The 19,568-nt window shown below is 38.9% G+C and carries 14 protein-coding genes and 1 pseudogene; 2 read left to right on the top strand and 13 right to left on the bottom strand.

The features are described from left to right. The 8 genes and pseudogenes from LBH98_00230 to LBH98_00195 all read right to left on the bottom strand — a co-directional run. On the bottom strand, nt 1-1,304 hold a 1,304-nt coding region (locus LBH98_00230; protein MDR0303190.1), incomplete at its 3' end, for a hypothetical protein. Between the two features lie 614 nt (nt 1,305-1,918). Continuing rightward, the gene (locus LBH98_00225; protein ID MDR0303189.1) at nt 1,919-2,122 is read right to left on the bottom strand and encodes a hypothetical protein; all 204 of its coding nucleotides are present in this window, start codon (nt 2,120-2,122) and stop codon (nt 1,919-1,921) included. A 375-nt stretch (nt 2,123-2,497) separates the two neighbouring features. Beyond that, nucleotides 2,498-3,880: a sigma-54 dependent transcriptional regulator gene (locus LBH98_00220; protein MDR0303188.1), complete on the bottom strand. Its 1,383-nt coding sequence runs from the start codon at nt 3,878-3,880 to the stop codon at nt 2,498-2,500. Between the two features lie 97 nt (nt 3,881-3,977). Next, entirely contained in the window at nt 3,978-5,135 is a 1,158-nt protein-coding gene (locus LBH98_00215; GenBank protein ID MDR0303187.1) for a pyridoxal phosphate-dependent aminotransferase, read from the bottom strand. After that, nucleotides 5,132-6,268: a PLP-dependent aspartate aminotransferase family protein gene (locus LBH98_00210; protein ID MDR0303186.1), complete on the bottom strand. Its 1,137-nt coding sequence runs from the start codon at nt 6,266-6,268 to the stop codon at nt 5,132-5,134. Before LBH98_00210 ends, LBH98_00215 begins: the two co-directional genes overlap by 4 nt. Before the next feature lie 204 nt (nt 6,269-6,472). Continuing rightward, nucleotides 6,473-7,396, bottom strand: a complete 924-nt coding sequence (gene cysK / locus LBH98_00205; GenBank protein MDR0303185.1) for a cysteine synthase A — start codon at nt 7,394-7,396, stop codon at nt 6,473-6,475. Between the two features lie 59 nt (nt 7,397-7,455). Next, nucleotides 7,456-7,578, bottom strand: a pseudogene (locus tag LBH98_00200) (hypothetical protein). Nucleotides 7,579-7,654: 76 nt separating this feature from the next. Further along, nucleotides 7,655-9,343 carry a histidinol-phosphatase HisJ family protein gene (locus tag LBH98_00195; protein MDR0303184.1) on the bottom strand — a complete coding sequence of 563 codons (1,689 nt, stop codon included), beginning with the start codon at nt 9,341-9,343 and terminating at the stop codon, nt 7,655-7,657. A 154-nt stretch (nt 9,344-9,497) separates the two neighbouring features. On the opposite strand from LBH98_00195, the gene LBH98_00190 reads away from it, so the two are divergent. Beyond that, nucleotides 9,498-9,971 carry a hypothetical protein gene (locus LBH98_00190; GenBank protein MDR0303183.1) on the top strand — a complete coding sequence of 158 codons (474 nt, stop codon included), beginning with the start codon at nt 9,498-9,500 and terminating at the stop codon, nt 9,969-9,971. Further along, on the top strand, nt 9,964-11,451 hold the full coding sequence (locus LBH98_00185; protein MDR0303182.1) for a transporter substrate-binding domain-containing protein: 1,488 nt from the start codon (nt 9,964-9,966) through the stop codon (nt 11,449-11,451). The genes LBH98_00190 and LBH98_00185 overlap by 8 nt, the downstream gene beginning before the upstream one ends. Here the strand turns inward: LBH98_00185 and LBH98_00180 are convergent, their stop codons facing one another. The 5 genes from LBH98_00180 to LBH98_00160 all read right to left on the bottom strand — a co-directional run. Further along, nucleotides 11,452-12,372, bottom strand: coding sequence for an RluA family pseudouridine synthase (locus LBH98_00180; protein ID MDR0303181.1), 921 nt, complete (start codon nt 12,370-12,372; stop codon nt 11,452-11,454). 4 nt (nt 12,373-12,376) lie between these two features. Beyond that, a complete protein-coding gene (locus LBH98_00175; protein MDR0303180.1) occupies nt 12,377-14,851 on the bottom strand; it encodes a DUF3536 domain-containing protein in 2,475 nt (824 codons plus the stop codon). Beyond that, on the bottom strand, nt 14,838-15,083 hold the full coding sequence (locus LBH98_00170) for a hypothetical protein (protein MDR0303179.1): 246 nt from the start codon (nt 15,081-15,083) through the stop codon (nt 14,838-14,840). The genes LBH98_00175 and LBH98_00170 overlap by 14 nt, the downstream gene beginning before the upstream one ends. A 93-nt stretch (nt 15,084-15,176) precedes the next feature. Further along, nucleotides 15,177-17,633, bottom strand: a complete 2,457-nt coding sequence (locus tag LBH98_00165; GenBank protein ID MDR0303178.1) for a hypothetical protein — start codon at nt 17,631-17,633, stop codon at nt 15,177-15,179. 233 nt (nt 17,634-17,866) lie between these two features. After that, nucleotides 17,867-19,568, bottom strand: a 1,702-nt coding sequence (locus LBH98_00160) for a leucine-rich repeat protein (GenBank protein ID MDR0303177.1), incomplete at its 5' end; no start/stop codon positions are given.

Genomic DNA, 19,568 nt, shown 5'->3' with positions numbered 1-19,568 from the left:
TCGTCAATATCTTTGAGAATTTTTGCCGTTTCGTTACCGGAATTTTGAATTTCTATAACCGCTTCGTGTAAACGTCCCATCGCTTCTTTACCCGCTTTCGCCTTTTGAACGCTGTCCTTAACCAAAACGTCGGCGTTCTTTGCGTTGTCTGCGGTCTGTTTGGTCATTGACGTTATTTCGTTAAGAGAAGACGAAATTTCTTCCAAGTGCGCCGCCTGTTCGGTCGCGCCGCCCGCCATAGATTGAGACGTGTTTGAAATTTCCCCCGACGCCATCGTTACTTGGCTTGAACTTTCCGAAAGACCGTCTATTATATTTTTCATCTGTCTATTTGTCGATTTAGTAATTAACGTACTAAAAAAGGTTCCTAAAATAATTGCGGCTATAAATCCGACGATTACCAATATACTTCCCAATCTTAATCCGTTTTTAGAATCGGTCGTTACTTTTGTTATCGCCCAAATTGCAATATTGACGGCATTGGTCGACGCTTGTCCTAATTTATCGGACACATCGTTGGATTTTGGAGATATATCATATTTTAATTGAAAAATCAACTTTTCCAAACGCTCCACGGATTGGGCGTATCGCTTGTAATCGGAAGAATATTTCGACAAAGCGTTTCTTTGTTCGGAGTTAAGTGAAATTCTTTCAAAAAAATCAAAACTTTTTAAACCGTCCGCTAATACTTTACGAGCCGCCGAAAAACCGCTGGTATCCAGACTTTGCATCGCTTTATTGACCGAAACAAGCGATTGGCTCACCCCAAGTTCTAATTCCAAAGCAAACTCTCTGGCATCCGAATTTTTTGGTAAAAGTTCCTTTAATTTGTTTGCATCCCTCATAATTTCAATTTCCAAATCGTTCGTATTTTTATTCTCTTGAAAAAGTTTTACGCTTATATCTTTTTGCTGTTCAAACAACACGCTGTATTCTTTGAAAGCGTCAACAACATCTCCTATAACTTTTGGGGAACGCACTAAATGCGGCGAGTTTTTTGCAAAATCGGCGGCTTTTGTCAAATTGGAGTCCAAATATGTAAAACCTTTACGAGCATTTTCGTAATGTATAACATCATTAGTAGCCGCATATAGACGCGCATGCATTAGAATGCTGTCGGATATTCCTCCGGACAAACGAGCCGCAGTAGCGGTTATCGGAACAAATTCTTTCAAAATCACGTCCGCCATTATATTGGATATTACCATATTTACTACTGCAGTAGAACCTAAAATAAACATTACTATTAATAGAAAAATTGTCAGCGCCGTTATTTTTGCACTGAGTTTCAACTTGTCGAACATAAACAAAACTCCTTTAAATAAATCTTTCTCCGTTTGGAATATACTATTTCGCATCCGAATAAATTGTATTTGTACAAAATTTACACGGCATTTTTACTCAAAAAGTATTATCTTATGAGCAAAACAAGCGTATGACCATTGCACAAATATAACAAAAAAGGTAGTATTTTCCGGTTATTCTTAATTTTGAGGAAAATATGAAAAATTTACGTTTATATTGACGGAATGGCTTGTAACGCCTATCAAAACCGTATTGAAAAGAAATCGTCTAAAACAGACGGAATTAATAAAATCGGCGGCTATTATTAAAAGAGAACGCGCGGCGTTTATTTCAACGAGAACAAAATCTGTCTTGAAAAAATTTTTGAAATCGTAGAAGGTATCGAATACACTCCGAAAACTTTCACAAAACGAAACGTTTTACTCAAAAATCTTATAACAGATCTGTTCTCGCCGATTAAGCCAACTTATTTTCTTGTGTATATTCCGTCAAATTCCTCACCGGTACCGGAAATCGTAAACGAATTGCCTCCAGTGTAGTTGAAGTTAAATTCCAAAGATACGTTGACCACATTATCGTCGATTGTGTATGTAAAATCACCTGAACCTTGCGATTATCCGTCATAGCGAACTTCGTAATTACCCGTTCCGTCCGCCTTAATAACGACTTTGACCGTTAATTGCCCCGATACTCTTTCCCAAGTTCCGACAATGCTGTTGTTGTCGCTACCCTTGTCGTCATCTTTGCTGCATCCCGCAACAAATACCATCGCCGCTACTACCAACACACAAACCAACCATTTTTGCAAAACTCTCATAAAACATCTTTTCTGCCATTTATTTAGCAAAGTTAAAAGTTTAGACAGAAACAGATGAGAGGCTGTCCTGCCAATAATCATACATTTTACTACGAATGCTGAATTTCCATATTTTTTTAAGATAAAACAGGGACTTGATAAGCAGAACAGCCTAGAGCGGTTCATCCCTGTTTTAAGGATAAAAATATAGATGAATGGCAAGATATTATTCTTGCAATCCAACATTCGTAGTATGGATAAAATAATATTAGGCGGACTGAAAATGCCAATTAATATTAAAAACGTTATTGACAAAAGCTTACGATGGAAAAAATAGAAATTAATTGTTGTGGTGTGGACGATTTGTGTAAAGATGTATAATAGTCATCTAAAATTTTATTCGTCAGCCGAATTGTCGCCGTATTCTTTCAGTTTGTTGCGCAAAGTCCGTACCGAAATATCCATCATTTCAGCCGCTTGCGTTTTGTTATTTTTACAGTGTTCAAGCGTCGTATAAATTAACTCTTTCTCGACTTGAGCGACCGTCATCCCAGCCATAACTTTACCATTTGCAGGCGGGATTTCTCTTGATTTTCCCAAACGAAGCGAATTTTCGCTCAATTCACCAGTTCTTGTAAGAACAACCGCTCGTTCAATAATATTTTCAAGTTCTCGAATATTTCCGGGGAAATTATATTCTTTCAGCGCTTCAAGTGCTTCTTTTGAAATTCCAGTAACCGAAAAGCCGTTGTCGTCGTTATACTTCCATATAAAATGGTTTATTAATTCCGGAATATCGTCTTTGCGCTCCCGCAACGGCGGAAGTTCAAAATGAAATACATTCAGACGATAATACAAATCTTCTCGAAAATTACTGTTTTCTATCTCTTTTTGCAAATCACGGTTTGTCGTTGCAATTAATCGAATATCTACTGAAACAGGAGCGTCTCCGCCTATTTTATCGACTTCTCTTTCCTGTAAAACACGCAATAATTTAGCCTGAACTCCAAGCGGCATTTCTCCTATTTCATCCAAAAGAATAGTTCCGCTACTCGCCAATTCAAATTTCCCTAAACGAGTTTTTAACGCTCCGGTAAATGCGCCTTTTTCATGCCCGAAAAGTTCGCTTTCAATTAAACTTTCAGGAAGCGCCGCACAATTCACTTTTATAAAAGGACCTCCCGCCCTATTACTTAACGCATGAATTGATTTTGCGATCATTTCTTTACCTGTTCCGGATTCTCCTGTTACCAATATAGTTGAACGGCTTGACGCTATAGCTTCTATCGTATTTTGAATTTCCTTTATTTTAGACGATTTTCCAATATACTGCCATTTTCCTTTTAGAGCGTTTTTTAAAGTCGTATTTTCGGTAGAAAGACGAATATTTTCTATAAGCAAATCATTTTTTTCGACCGCACGTACAATTGTCGCTTCAAGGCAATCGGTAAAAGAATTACTACCTTTTTCTATAAAATAATACGCTCCTCTGCTCATCGCTTCCACAGCGGTTTTCACATCGCCAAACGCGGTCATTATTATAAAAGGAACGGTAGAATTTTGTTTTACGAGATTATCAAGAAGTTCCAAACCGTCCATAATCGGCATTTTAATATCGCTAACTATTGCGGAAAATTTTTCTTTCGCAATTATACTAAGCGCTTCTTGCCCGTTTGTCGCCTCAATTATCTCATATTTCCCGCCGTACTCAAGAAATTCTACGACCGAACCGCGCATATGTTTGTCGTCATCAACAATAAGAATTTTCGGCTTGTTCATTAAAACCCTTTCATGCCATCGTAAAAATAGTTATAATAATATAATAACTTTTGTCAACACTTCGCAAGTGGAAACTGCTTTATAAGCGGATTTTTACTTAATTTACATTCAATAATCGTTCAAGTGCGTTACGCAGTACGGAACGAGGGCAAGCCGCATTCATGCGTTGAAAACCTTTGCCGCCCAAACCAAAGGCAGCGCCGTCGTTGAGCCACAACTTAGCCTTATGCGTTATCAATTCATCTAATTCTTTTGAAGAAAGCCCAAATGCAGAAAAGTCTAACCACGCTAAATATGTTCCTTCCGGCTCAACTAATTTAATTTTCGGAATACGTTTTTTCAGAAATTTCTTTATAAGCGACATGTTGTCAAAAATATAGTTATTAAGTTCATCCACCCAATAAGCGCCGTTTTCATATGCCGCTTTGCAGGCGACCAAACCCATAAGCGACGGCTGACTCAAACCGCTGCTTGCATACTCCCTTCTGAATTTATTTCTCAGTTTTTCGCTTGAAATAAAAATATTCGCATAGAGCAGCCCCGCAAGATTGAAAGTTTTTGACGGTGATGTACAGGTAAGCGTTATATCGGCAAAGCGACGATCAAGTCCGGCAAACACAATGTGGCGGTGAGACGGATATATAAAATCCTGATGAATTTCATCGGAAATAACAATTACATCGCGCCGCAGGCAAATCTCGCCTAAGCGAGTAAGTTCGCTCTCCGTCCAAACACGTCCGACAGGATTGTGCGGATTACATAAAATAAAAAGTTTCGCTTCTTTAATTTTATTCTCAAAATCATCAAAATCTATATTGTAGCATCCATCGTTATACACAAGTTCATTGACGAGCAATTTCCGACCGCATTGTCTGACGCAAGATTCAAAAGGATAATAAACGGGCTGCTGTATAAGTACGCCTTCGCCCGATTCGGTTAAAGCGCGAACGGCGATATATAAAGCGTTCACAACACCCGGTGTCGCCGTAAGCCATTCACGTTCTACGTTCCAATCAAAGCGCTTTATAAACCAGTTTTGTATAACGTGAAAAAATTCCGCATCCGGCTCGGAGTATCCGTAAATTCCGTGTTGAACACAAAAAACAAGCGCGTCAATCACACAGGGAGGAGCTGCAAAATCCATATCGGCAATCCACATAGGCTGTACATCATTCGGCTTGCCTCGTAAAGCGGGCGCGTATTTTACACTGTACGTATTACGTCTTTCTATTACTCTGTCAAAATCATATTTCATACTGAAACTCCCATTGCCTGTTCTAAATCCGCAATTAAATCTTTTGCTGATTCCAAACCAACCGATAAACGTAATAAACATCCATCTATGCCTCGCGCGTTTCGCTCGTCTTCCGGTAAATCGGCGTGAGTTTGAAGCATTGGATAGGTAATCAGGCTTTCAACCCCGCCTAAACTCTCGGCATATTTTATCACTTTTACGTTTTCCAATATTTTAACCGCCATTTGTTCGTTTCGCACGGTAAAGGAAATCATTGCGCCAAAACCGCTCGCCTGACGGCAGGATAATTCATAATCGGGGTGATTTGGTAAACCTATATAATAAACAACAGCTACATTATTTTGCCCGCAAAGCCAGTGTGCGATTTTCAGTGCGGTTTCTTGCTGACGTTCCATGCGAACGGCAAGGGTCTTTATTCCTCTAATGATTAAAAAACTGTCAAATGGAGAGAGGCAAGCGCCGGTTGTTTTTACTATAAAGCGGAATTGTTCGGATAGAGAGTTATCTTTTGCCGCCAGTAAGCCGGCTAAAGTATCGTTATGACCGCCCAAATATTTTGTTCCGCTGTGTAACACTATGTCCGCACCTAAAGAAAGCGGCTTTTGAAAATATGGTGTAAGAAAAGTATTATCCACTATAAGCAATATTTTTTTTTCATGCGTGATTTTTGCGACTGCTGTAATGTCCGTTACGCGCAACATCGGGTTAGAAGGAGTTTCTATGAACACGGCTTTTGTAGAGGGCGTTATTTCCTTTTTGATATTTTCCACGCTGTCTGCATACGAAAATGTAACGCCGTTCTTTTGAGATATACGGGAAAAAAGGCGAAAAGTTCCACCGTACAAGTCATAGGTTGCGACAATATGGTCGCCAGGCGAGAACAGTTCCATTAGAGCGGAAACCGCCGCCATGCCGGAAGAAAACGCCACAGCCTGCGATCCAGATTCCAATGCCGCGACCGTGTGTTCCAAATGCTCGTTTGTAGGATTCTGCGAGCGCGAGTAGTCAAAACCCGTGCTTTGCCCCACACACGGATGAGCGAAAGTAGCGGACGCGAATATCGGAACGGCAACAGCTCCGGTTGTGTCAAATTTTTTTTCGCAGCCGTGTACACAAATAGTGCTTATGTCCATGTATGTCTCCTATATCTCATAATGCCAAAACTCCTTTTGGTCTAATTCTATGCGCGTGGAAATATTACTACCGCTCTTAAACAGCAATTCGGGATTCTTCACGCTTACATGGGTGTTTCCCGTCACAAAGCATATAACAAAAGCGTTTCCGCCAGTTGGTACGCTTGAGCCTTATTCAGTGCGTTTAATTCGTTTGTTGACGTTTTACGCCTCCTCCCACAACCATGTTGACAGATAACGCTCGCCTGTATCCGGCAATACGGCAACTATGGTTTTACCGTTGTTTTCCGGTCTTTTGGCGACAGTAAGAGCAGCTTCAAGAGCGGAACCGGACGAAATACCGACAAGAATGCCTTCTTCCTTTGCAAGTCGTCGTGCAACGGCTCCGGCTTTTACCTCATCGGTCTGATAAATCTCGTCAATAACCGCCTGATCATAAACCTGCGGTTGAAAACCAGCCCCGATCCCCTGAATTTTATGAGGACCCGGCTGTCCTCCGGAAAGTACCGGCGACGCGGAAGGTTCGACGGCGATTACCTTAATACTTGATTTTTTTGATTTAAGATACTTCCCCGCACCTGTCAAAGTGCCGCCGGTTCCTACTCCACCGACCAGAATATCAATTTCCCCGTCGGTATCGTTCCAGATTTCCGGGCCTGTAGTCTTTTCGTGTATAGCAGGATTGGCCGGATTATTAAACTGCTGGGGAATAAATGAATTGGGTATCGATGCCGCCAATTCTTCCGCTTTGGCGATCGCCCCTTTCATACCTTTTGCCCCTTCGGTCAGTTCCAACTCGGCTCCCAGCGCTTTAAGCAGTTTGCGACGTTCAATGCTCATAGTTTCCGGCATAGTCAGGATTATCCGGTAGCCCTTGACCGCGGCCACATAAGCCAGCCCTATGCCCGTATTGCCGCTGGTCGGCTCAATAATGACCGTTCCATGCTTTATTTTGCCTTCTTTTTCGGCGGCTTCAATCATTGCCAGCGCAATACGGTCTTTGACGCTGTGCAGGGGGTTAAAGCTCTCCAGTTTGACGTACACCGTCGCACCGTTATCGTTGAGTTTGTTGATTTTGACTATCGGCGTATTCCCGATAAGGTCAGTGATTTTTTCCACTCTTGCCATAAATTCCTCCTTCTTGACTAAAAATGTAGTAATCATATATAATTACTATGAATAAGATACTAAATATTACCAAATACTGTCAAGGGGTAATTAAAAAAACATGTTTTTTCTATAATTCGCTCATGAAGCGGAATCTTTTCGCCTGCGATTCCATACGGGTATCCTTTGGAGTCAAATCTTTCGACTCAACGTGTTGTGACAGGGAAGCGGCTCATAAATATCATAACCCAATATAGTTAAAGAATATATTGACACTTATCATAATGCGCTCAATTGAAAATGCGTGGTTTCGTAGTATTGGTCGCCAAGTTTTCTAAGCATGTCTTCAACAACGCCAAAATCGCCGTCATAAGAAAGCGCCGCAAAACCTTTATCGCCTCTTTCTCCGAGTTGTAAATCAATGATATTTATGTTTCTGGAAGCAAGCGCCGAAAGAAGAATCAGTAAAACGCCGGGTTTATTATTTATTACAGCCAAAATCATATTTTTTGATATAGGAATAGGGAGTTTAACCCCGTCCATTTCCAATAGATAATATTTATGTTTTTTTATTAACGGAATGCTGATTTTACTGCCAAATTCTATTGAAATAAAATTATTCTTTTCTGTTCCGTTTGCAAATTCTATCGCCTCTACAATACTTTCTTCGGCTCCAGAAACAGTTAAAAACGCTTCAGAAACATCATCGTTCTCGGAATTAAGAAACGCTGTTTTTACATTTATGCCTTCGGAAGCAAGCGTATTAAACAAAACAGATAAAACCCCGGGTTTGTTATAGTGTTTGAGTAAGATTCCCATTTCATTTTTTAAGCGCTCTTGCTGGAAATCCGAGCCTATCATTATGCTTTTTCGCTCTCTTCTTATTCTTATAGCCGAAAGGTTTCCAAGCGGAGTCGCTCCGTCATATTGATTTATGAATGACAAATATTTTCCACCGAATGCAAAACGCGGGATTCTTCCCGAATCGCTTGCGGAAAATCTTCTGTTCAATATTTCTATGCTCAAATTAAGCGCTTTGTAGTTATCGACATCTTCACTGTTTTCGTAACTGAACGGACGAATTTCTGGAATTCCGCGAGAAAAACTTACGTATTGGCTGTATCCCGCCTTTTTAGCATAAGCGATACCTTCACCGTAAAATTTCCCGTATTCGTCTATATTGTGCGTGTCCGTTCCTATGGCGATAGGTATTTTCAGCACTCTCGCACGTTTGAGAATCGGCAAATTAGGATAAATTCCGCAGCCTTTTTTTATTCCCGCAAGATTTAGGTCTAACGCTAAATTATTCTCCGATATTGTTTCTAAAAGCACTCGCAGACGGTCGCAAACAATATTATCGGCATTGTCGAGTTCGGTAAATTCGTGCGGAAAATCTACGTAAACTTTTGGTAAATCTAAATGTCCGACCGCGTGAATCATGCTTGACGAATATGATACCATTTCAATCAATTCATCAAAATACGCCGCCCAATAATTCTCTAAAGAACCGCGGATTTTAAGCAATTTTTGAGCCTCTTCTTTTGAACCGTCGTACGATACGCCTTCATTTGAGAAATGAACCGAACCTATTACAAAATCAGCGTCAGGAACTTGTAATATTTTGCTTCTATTCCATTGCAAACCTAATTTTGAACCGAGCCACTCCAATTCGATTCCGTATTTTATGTTTATTTTAGCTCTGTATTTTTCACGTAAATCGGTAATTTTTTGGGTGTAATTTTGATACGCCTCGCTTCCGCGAATAAATTTAATGTTTGTATGTTCTTCGCTTTGGTAGCGGAATTTCGTTAAACGTGGCGTGTGAATTATGAATGTAATGTTCGGATGATTTAGTGAAATCGCTTTTTCAGTAATAATTTCGATTTCATCGACTCCGTGTTTAACAGGATCGTTTCCAGTTCCTGTATGGATTCCATGCGTTTCCCAAATAAATTGTCCGTTTTGCATTTTTTCTCCTAAAATTTTTATAAGAAAATAGATTTTTGCAAAAGTAAAAATCTATTTATTAAAGATTTTTACAAATTTGATACTACATAAAAAATAAAAAGCTGCATTCAAACTGTAGAAATTTATATTTTATGTTAAGACGGGAGAAAAACTTATGAAAAAAATTGAAACTTTGGGTAAATTCATAATTGTTGTCGTTACGGTTTTTTGTGAATATTTATTCGCTTCGCCGGAAATGTCGCCGACTGCAATAAAAATTATGCGGGAAATAAAAATTATGTATCTAACGGAAAAAGCGGACAGATATATTGAAAATTATTTACAGGAGAAAGACTTAAACGGCAAACAAATTCGTGATGTTCGTGAAAGAATGGACTACTTTTTCAACTCTCAGACATTCGTTGAAACCGGAGCGATGTATTTAACGGCTTTATTCACAGAAAACGATTTAATAGACATTTTCAATTTTATGCGTGATGGAAATTTTTTAGAAAACAACCGTGGTAATTCCACTCCGGCGATGAAAAAAGTGCAAAAATTATTTAACGAACTTGACCCGTATTTATATCGTTATATGAAACAACATATCATTGCACAACCATCTTTTATAGAGAATAAATATGAGTAAAATTGTAATACTTTTATTAATTTTTATTTTGTGGGTTTGTTTTTGGCTGGATAAAAAACACGAAAGTTTTGAAATGCCAATAATAACTAAAAAGCAGGTTATCGACCTGAATACTATAAAAAAACGTAAAAAATTGGTGGCGCTTACTCGTTACAACGCAAATAGTTTTTTCATATACAAAGGACAGCCGATGGGATATGAATACGAACTTTTAAATTTATTTGCAAAAGAAATAAACGTCGATTTGGAAATTAAAATTCCATCTACATATGATTCGCTTTTTATTATGCTTGAAAACGGGGACGGCGATTTGATTGCGGCGAATTTACTGGTCACGCAGGAAATAAGCGAGAAAATTTTATTTGCCAAACATCATAACACTACCCGTCAGGTTTTGGTACAACGTCTTCCGGAAAATTACAAATACATGAATTACAGGCAAAAGAAAAAAGCGATTATATCAGATCCGATAGAACTTATAGGAAAAACAGTAACCGTTCCGGCAACCGGAGCTTTTCGCCAGCGTTTAAAAAATTTATCCAATGAAATAGGAGGCGATATTATAATAAATCTTTCCGATATTCATGAACCTGAAGACTTGATTGGAATGGTTAGCAGAGGTGAAATTGAATATACTATCGCCGATGAAAATTTAGCTAAAATAAACAGTTCTTTCCATAAAAATATCGACGTATCCGTTCCTATAAGTTTTTCACAAAGAATTGCGTGGGCGTTTCGCAGCTCAAGTTTAGAACTGAAAGAGGCGGCGGATAACTGGATTGCGAAAATAAATGAAAATTCCAATCCTCTGCATAATATTATTTATGATAAATATTATGGAAATTCTTCACTGTATAACGCCCGTCGAAACAGTGAATATTTTGTTTTGGAAACTGAGGCGATTTCACCTTACGATTCTTTATTCAAAAAATATGAGATATTGCCTATCGCTTCTTGGACGCTTCTTGCTTCAATGGCATATCAGGAATCAAAATTCGATAATTCGCAGGAATCGTGGGCAGGAGCGAAAGGAATTATGCAGGTTCTTCCGCAGACGGGGATGACTCTTGGTTTTAAGGACATTTCAACGCCGGAAAATAATATCAAAGCCGGAGTAAAATACTTGCAGTACATTTACGATAATTATTGGAAAAATATGGCTGACACAAATGAAATTGTAAAATTTATGTTAGGTTCTTATAATGCGGGAATAGGGCATATAAAGGATGCTCAACGACTTGCCGCACGTATGAAATTAGATTCTCTGAAATGGGATAATAACGTCGCCGTCGCCTTACGAAAACTTTCTAATCCGGAATATTATTATCGTCCAGAAGTAAAATATGGGTACTGCCGCGGCGACGAACCTTTTTTCTATGTGAAAGAGATAATTGACAGAAAAAGGATGTATGACGGTATTTTGGAAGCGACCGCTGCGAAAAAGTCGATCGCCGATTCTTTAAAAGCGGCGATTGAATAATTATTTTATGAATTTGTGAAAAATATCGGGTATTTGCGCCGAGAAACTATATTGTTTTTTGTTCAAAAAAAAAGAAATTTTATGAGAATGCAACATAAGTCTATTGATTTTTAATCCGCTTTTTTCCTCAATGGCTTTGTCGGCTTGATTATTACCGTAGCGTTTATCTCCCAGTAAGCAGTGGTTTATATACGCAAAATGCGTGCGAATTTGATGTGTTCGTCCGGTATTGATTTCTACTGAAACTATTGCACAATTTTCGTTTTGTGAAATTATTTTATACTGAGAAATTGAGCGAAGTCCGCCATGTTCGGTTACTTTCATTTTCATTCCCGCAGCCTCTTTTGACGTTCTTTCAAGTTTTAAGTCGATTTTTCCGTTTTTTTGGTCAAAATTTCCGAAACAAACGGCAACGTATTCTTTTTTGACAAATTCACTGTTCCAAATATTTTGCAAACTCCTTAAAAAGTCAATGTCTTTCGCGATCAAAATCACTCCGGACGTATCGGCGTCAATTCTATGAATCAGATAGGGAACAAATTTTTCATCAGCGTAATTCCGCGCAAGTTCGATAAGCGACGTTCCCGACGGAATTCCTTTACCGGGCTGACTTGCAACACCCGATAGTTTGTTGCATACAATTAGATTTTTATCTTCGTAAATCAATTGAAAATTATTTTTATTTATAATTTTAATTTTTTGAGCGGATTTGTTTTTTAATTCGTCTTTATCTGCAAAAATTAAAATTTCATCGCCAAATTTTACCCGTTCGCTCTCTTTGCATTTTATACCGTTTATTGAAACTCTTCTGGTACGAAACAATCTAAAAATTTCACCCAAAGAACAACAATTCAACTCTTCTCGAACAAGCCTGTCTATTCGCTTCCCACCGTCATTTTCAGAGACGATAATCTTAATCATTTTTTTAAACCGCTGTTTTATCAATATTAAATCCGAATTTTTTCGCAAGCTTGTTAATTAACATTATAGTTTGCCGTTCTTTACCTACAGATCTTCCGTTTGCGGTCCAGTGCGGATAAATATCGTTTATAACTTGCTTGTAAATTAAATAAAATCTGTCTTGCACCTGATGAAAATGCAAAGGAATCGCCAAATTTTTCACGACATCAAGTTTAACGATAATTGAATCGACTAATTTTTCATTGTTAAAGTCATCGTCTAGAATTTTCAAGTCATCATTTATTTTCAGGCGAATTTTTTCGGCGCTCTTAATTTTGTCTATAAATATTTTATAGCGATCCGCACGTTCGTTTATATCCGAAAGTTTATTTACAAAATCTTGAATTTTCTCGCTTGCCTGTAGAAACGCCGCAATCGCCATGTCCCATTCTTTATCAATATAAAATTTAATTGTTTCTGAAAGTTCGCTCGGAAGACCGTTATTTACGTCGATTATAGCGTTCAAACGGTTATTCTGCGTCCCTGCCCACGACAAATAATCCAAATAAGTGTCGTTCGCAAAATCATCGACAAATCTTTTCGTAACATGATCTCTCGCCGACGGAACGATATCCCGCAAAGTAAATCTCATCAGGTCTTTGTCATCCATGAATTTTGCAAAAGCGGAATCGTTTTTCGGCAGTTTTTGCTTTTCGTTAAATACTACGCCTTCAATTTGACTGCCGTTTTTATACAACGCGATAATAAATGATTTTCTTTCCTGTGAAATTTTATGAGCGACGTCCGCCGAATATATTCGCCACGTTTTTTTATCAAAAACTCTGTCTTCTTCATTTTTTATGACATTTGTCGAATATGAATAATCTTCTAGTCCGGTTTTTTTGCTGCCGGAATAAAAGCCGTATAAATAGTGATTGACAGCTATGGTAAACGCTACACGTTCCAAATGATCCGCCATCGGAAGTATTTCTTTTTCAACGATTTTTTTCCCGTCAATGTCTGGGTAATTACTTTTCGCCTGTTGTAAAATAAGCAGAAATTCCTGCAGTACCGAATTGTTTTTTGCGTTGGGATATGTCAATTGCCATGCTCTAAACGCGTAACGCAAATTTTGCAGCGGCTCAATTCCGGAAATATCGTTGAAAAACCATGCGCAGGAAGTGAAAGAGAAAAGGATAAATTTTTGCGCTTCCAAAAGCATTAATATTCTTGAAATTCGGTCGTCGGAAATATTTACGTTTTTTTTCGCATTTTTCTCAATAAATTTCTTTACATTGCTTTGATCGTCGATAAACGGCTCGTACATATCGCGAATTTTATCGGGATTTTCAAAAAACGCACTCATTTCTTGATGATAAATAAAGTCGATTTCGGATTGCAAAATTTGCAACGCTCTACGAAGCGGGGAACGCCATTTTTGGTTCCATTGCGGCAATGCGCCTGTGTTACAGCCGCAATCCCTGCTCCAACGTCCTGTCCCGTGTGCGCAACTCCAAGCGGTTCCTTCTCCGAAAGCGTTTTTTATTTTAACTTCTCGTTTAGGAGGATTTTTTGCCAGATAGGTCGCATAGTTTACCATTTTTATGCCGGATTGAGCGGCGCGTTTTCTAAAAAAATACGCAAGACACATATCGGCGTTTTTTTTATGATGCCCAAAAGTTTCACCGTCCGTAGCAATATTTACCAACTGATTTTCATTTGAGCTTTCATCGTAACAGGTATTAATTTTATCAGTTAAAATATCGGCGTTTTCAAGTAAATTTTCAAAACTGATTTGCTGCGATAAGCCTTCGTTGAAAAAAAATATGTCAATATACTTTCCGTTTCGTTCACCGTTTCGGTTTTCAACAAAACATCTATATGTATATTTCGGGTCAAGCCCATACTCCGAAGTTTCAAGCCATTCGCCGTTTGAATCGTAACGAAATTTTTCCGCCTGATTAGGCGACAGAATTACAAATTTTACATTCTCGTCCACCAAACATTCGATTGTTTCCATGTTTATTGCGGTTTCCGACAACCAGAATCCCTCGGTTTCACGTTTAAAATGTCTTTTGAAAAACGATTTCGCCCAGCGTATTTGCGTCAATTTATCTTTTTTAGTCGCAAGCGGCATTATTATATGACTATAAATCTGAGCGATAGCGCTTCCGTGTCCGTCGTTATCTTCGCGGCTGCGTTTATCCGCCTCTATTATTCTGTTATAAACGGTCGGATGTTTTTTGGCTATCCAGCGAAAAAGCGTAGGTCCAAAATTAAAATTCATGTAACAGAAATTGTTATTTACGGCGACGATTTCACTTTCTTCGTTAAGTATTCTTGAAAACGAATTGGGACGATAACACTCGTCATAAATTCTTTCATTCCAATCATGGTACGGCTTAGCCGACGGCTGACGTTCAATCTCGTCTTCCCAGGGGTCTTCTCTGGGAGGTTGGTAAAAATGTCCGTGTATTACGCAGTATCTATTTCCAGTCATAATCTCGCCCATCGGTATAGGTTATTTTTTTACAGGATAATTGTTGTTTTAATAAATCTTTACCCTTATTTACAATTTCACTTCGTTCTTCGGTTTTTGCGTCAAAGTAAAGTTCAATATCGTTTCCTATTCGCGTATAGGACTTATCGCCGATTACTTTATACCCTATTTGAATTTCAATAGTAGTTTCTTGACCATCAATGCAAACATTACGAATCCACCGGACAGACATCTAAAAACTCCTTGATAACTACTTATACTTAAATAAATGCTTACAAAAATAATATTTGCCGCAAACAACTTAACATAGAAAATTCGGCAAAATTCACTTCTCTTTTTGTTCCCACTTCAAATCACGATGCTTTTTGAGCGCGGCGACAAAATATATTCTCCCCGAATTTACGCCGGACGGATACCAATCCAATTTCAAGTCCCAGCATTCCAAATCGGCGTAAAGCGCGACATTCTGGTTTATGAACGTGTTTTCCGTAAAAGACCAATTCCCATTCCATGAAATTTTCCATCGTTCCGTCAGATTAAATTGCAAACCGGCGCCTAAATTATAACTTTTATTTGTTTTGAAATCCGATATGGTATTTTCACGATTCATCGTGTATGTGTATCGCGGAGTTATGGTAATTTGCCAATCTCGGCTGTTATTTCGCCATAAATTGTCTAAATATCCGTAATACTCTAATCCGTCATGCAGAATAGCGTCGCCGCTCCAGAAATTTCCGCCCAGCGACGGAAGAATAGGAGTGACGTTTATTACATGCGAAAGCGGTTTGGGAACATCCAAATTATTCCGCATATCGTACGGATGATAACCGCCTGAATAAGAAAAACTAACCTTTGGCGCGGGAATCGAAGCGGAAAGCGAAATGTCGCTAAGTTTTTGCGAATCCGCTTCGAAATTATACGAACTTGAAACGTTTAACGAAAGCAAATTTATTTTTTTTACGGAAGATTTTGCGCTGTCGTTAGAATTCGTATTCAAAATTTTTGTTTCAAACAAATTATTAAGCCCAAACGACAAATCCTGCCGCCTTTTTGTTCCGGAAGGCGAAAGAATTCCAATCGACAAAAAATTTACGTCCAAATCTTTTTGCGGAGTAAAGCGATAACCTACACTAGGAGAAAGAGTGTGCCTGATACCTTGCATTTTTCCTATTTTCAAAGGTAAAACGCCGTATAGATCCGTGGAAATATTTACTCCGGTATTCCACCAAACCTGATGCGCTTTTGAGGCTTTATAATTTTTGTCGTAGTAATAAGTCGTGTCATAACGCTTTTGAGTCCAAGTCGTGTCGTCTCTATAAACCAAAACGAAAACCGTATCCGGAGAAATGTTATTCGGATAAAAAACGGTGTCTTTTTCACGTCCCGCATATTCAATATAATTTGCGTTTTCCAAAGGAATAGTATCGTAAAGTTTTTCAAAAATCGTATCTATCACGGACGCCGTGTCGCGATAAGAATCAAAGAACGATTCGTTTATCGTAAAATTAGGTGTTATTTTTATGTAATTAAAAATATTAAACGGAAGATTTACCGGAATCGAATGAGACATGCCGCGATGAACCTTATAATATGAAGAGTCGCTTTTATTCCTTTCAAGAATTTTTTGGTTGGCTTTGTAAGAATAACTCCATGATAATTTATTTAACAAATTTTGCGTACTGTCGCCTTCTTTAAGCGGAACTAGCGAGCGGTTATTAAGCGTAAAGTTAAATGTCGGCAAATCCTGTTCGACCGTTTCGCGCTGCAAATTTTGGTTTCGATTCCAAGAAAGCGACGCATATCCTCCGATTTCGTCAAAACGTTTAGTCAGCGACAAACTGCTCGACAGTTCCTGATTAATCAAAAGTAAAGTGTCGTCCGAAAATTCGTTGAAATATTTTTTATCCGAAACAAGTTGTCCGCTGCCTCTTAGCGTAAAACTTTTGTCCGGAAGCAAATTTTGGTCGTGGCTAAAGTTCAGCGACCAACGGTTATAACGCCCCATGTATTGGTTGTTAATCAAATAATCGGTATAAATATTTCCGGTAAGAACGTTTTTTAAGGCATATCTCGTTTCGGCTTTAATTAAAAAATTCTCAAAGTTATCGACTTTTCCGGCAAGCATAAAATCCAAATAATCGTTAATCGCCCAATAATATCCGACATTATCTATATTGCCTCGTCCGTTAAGCGTTACGCCCCATCGAATCGGAAGCCAACCTGACGTACGATCTTTTTCTAGCGGAATAATGAAATACGGCAACGCGGCTACTGGTGCGTCCGCTATTACCAAGACAAACGGTTTGGCGACTGTTTTATCGTTTGTAACGACTTTAATTTTCTCGCAATAAAAGCGATAATGCGGACTGTCGGGAAACATACAAGTAGAATATGATCCGTGATAAGCGTAAATTGCGGAATCGCCGTAGAGAATTTTTTCACCGTAATACGATTTATTCTCATTAGAACGCACAGACCCGTATTTTACTTTTCCGGTTCTTTTTTCAATATCGTATATAATATATTCGCCGTACAGAGTGTCGGTTCCGTCAATCAGAATCGGACTTCCGTTTGCAATCATAGTTTTTATATTTGTAAAATAAAAAATACTGTCGGCGGTTAATTTTATCCCTTTATAATATATAGACGCGTTTCCCGAAAGCGTAATCGTACTGTCTTTCCGTGAATATTCAACAAGGTCCGCCGAATAATCCAACGTGTCGGTTTGAGGGAAAGCGTATATTATGCAAGTAAATATCAACAAGAAATATTTTTTTATCATCGCATTTTTTCATTATTTTTCGTTTCCAAAAGAAAATAATATTCGCCGAAACAAAGTAATTTTTTGAAACGTTCATCTCAATAAACTTTCAGATTTTACAGGACTCTTTTCTCCGATATTGACAAACATCTCCGATATTAAATCAAAATTCCTTTATCATATACCATTTGCCGCAAGACAAAAGACGGCTCCCAGAAAAGAGCCGCCACTAAAATAAATTATATTTTAAGTCTCTACCGTCTCACTCCCAACTTCGCCGAATACTTATACGTCTTTGCGTTATTTCCTATCGCTTCGGCGACAATCAAATACGTACCGTTCGCTACATTTCTGCCTGCATTGTTGGTTAAGTTCCAAGTAATACTACTACCTCTCTCAGTCTTCTCAAACACCACGTTACCGATATTATCATAGATTACCGCCTTAATCTGAGAAACTCTCTCGTTGTTGGGCAAATCAACGGTGATAACCGCCTTATCGGAGACTATGTTGCTCAAAAGCCTTATGCCGCCGCTACGTTTGTCGGGCTTAACGTCACTTACCGGAACGCCGTCGCTTATTGTCAGTGTCGCGGTAAGCGGCGCAGGAGTATTGTATTTTGCGGCATCTACCGTAAACGACACGGTTACCGTGTAAACTCCCGCTTGAATCTGTCCGTTGTTTGTATAGTTTATGTCCGTTATCCTGTTTGGAACGGTTCCGCCGATAAAAATACCGTGCGTCTGCCCGTCGTATGCTACTGTTTTGTCGTCAAACGTTATCCCGCTCATGTCTATATCCGCTTTTTTTATTGTCAGTGTCGCCGTTTTGGCGGCGGGAACGTTATAATTATTAGACGTAAACGCGGCTGTTATCGTGTAAACTCCCACATTTACCTTGTTATTGTCTGTGTAATTTACACTCACACCTTGCGGTAATGTTTCGTCAATAAGAATACTGTGTGATTGCCCGTCGTATGTTACTGTTTTGTCGGCAAACGTTATTGCGCTCATGTCTATGTCTGCCTTTAACACATTCACAACACATTTACGGGTAAAACTGTCGTCTTGCACTACTGCGGCAATTATTGTCGTACCAGGTAATATTGCCGCTATCGTGCCGTCATTACTTACTGTAGCAACGGCAGAATTCTCACTTGTCCACGTTACAGTCATACCACCTGCATATTCTTCAATAAACGTTGATTCAAGCGTTTGAGTTTCACTTATTAAAAGCGTAACGTTCGCATCATCCAACATAAAAGGCATAGTCTTAATATTGAAATCTTTCCAAACGTTGGCAGTTTTATATGCGTCAAGCGATTGTAGAGGAACAAATAATTTAACCGATGATGTTGTTTCATTATAGAAAACATAAGAATCAATTGTCTGAGGTGTTATCGCACGATTGATAATCTCAGTCAATCCGCTGCAATGGGAAAAAGCGTCACTGCCGATGGAAGTTACAGAAGAGGGAATCGTTAATGCTCCGGTCAAGCCGCGGCAATCGTAAAAAGCGTCACTGCCGATGGAAGTTACAGAAGAGGGAATGGTTACCGAAGTCAAGCCGCTGCAATAGTAAAAAGCGGAACTGCCGATAGAAGTTACAGAAGAGGGAATGCTGTAAGCACCAGTTTTACTTGCAGGACATTGAATCAGCGTTGTTCTTGCTTTATTAAAAAGCACTCCGTCAACAGAGGCGTAATAGTTATTATTTTCTTCAACATTTATTGCAGTCAATCCGCGGCAATAGGAAAAAGCCAAATCTCCGATACTCGTTACCCCACTGCCGATGGTTACCGAAGTCAAGCCGCTGCAATAGTAAAAAGCGTTACTGTCGATGGAAGTTACAGAAGAGGGAATGCTGTAAGCACCAGTTTTACTTGCAGGACATAGAATTAGCGTTGTTCTTGCTTTATTAAAAAGCACTCCGTCAACAGAGGCGTAATAGTTATTA

This window comes from Chitinispirillales bacterium (genome assembly GCA_031254455.1).
GTDB lineage: Bacteria > Fibrobacterota > Chitinivibrionia > Chitinivibrionales > Chitinivibrionaceae > WRFX01.
The sequence above is the reverse complement of the archived record's forward strand: the minus strand, read 5'-3'. Positions and strand labels throughout refer to the sequence as shown.

Bases quoted from the DNA above. Each gene is read 5' to 3' on its own strand.
- LBH98_00225 (MDR0303189.1), bottom strand. From the start codon at position 2,122: ATGAGAGTTTTGCAAAAATGGTTGGTTTGTGTGTTGGTAGTAGCGGCG.
- LBH98_00220 (MDR0303188.1), bottom strand. From the start codon at position 3,880: ATGAACAAGCCGAAAATTCTTATTGTTGATGACGACAAACATATGCGC.
- LBH98_00215 (MDR0303187.1), bottom strand. From the start codon at position 5,135: ATGAAATATGATTTTGACAGAGTAATAGAAAGACGTAATACGTACAGT.
- LBH98_00210 (MDR0303186.1), bottom strand. From the start codon at position 6,268: ATGGACATAAGCACTATTTGTGTACACGGCTGCGAAAAAAAATTTGAC.
- cysK (MDR0303185.1), bottom strand. From the start codon at position 7,396: ATGGCAAGAGTGGAAAAAATCACTGACCTTATCGGGAATACGCCGATA.
- LBH98_00195 (MDR0303184.1), bottom strand. From the start codon at position 9,343: ATGCAAAACGGACAATTTATTTGGGAAACGCATGGAATCCATACAGGA.
- LBH98_00190 (MDR0303183.1), top strand. From the start codon at position 9,498: ATGAAAAAAATTGAAACTTTGGGTAAATTCATAATTGTTGTCGTTACG.
- LBH98_00185 (MDR0303182.1), top strand. From the start codon at position 9,964: ATGAGTAAAATTGTAATACTTTTATTAATTTTTATTTTGTGGGTTTGT.
- LBH98_00180 (MDR0303181.1), bottom strand. From the start codon at position 12,372: ATGATTAAGATTATCGTCTCTGAAAATGACGGTGGGAAGCGAATAGAC.
- LBH98_00175 (MDR0303180.1), bottom strand. From the start codon at position 14,851: ATGACTGGAAATAGATACTGCGTAATACACGGACATTTTTACCAACCT.
- LBH98_00170 (MDR0303179.1), bottom strand. From the start codon at position 15,083: ATGTCTGTCCGGTGGATTCGTAATGTTTGCATTGATGGTCAAGAAACT.
- LBH98_00165 (MDR0303178.1), bottom strand. From the start codon at position 17,633: ATGATAAAAAAATATTTCTTGTTGATATTTACTTGCATAATATACGCT.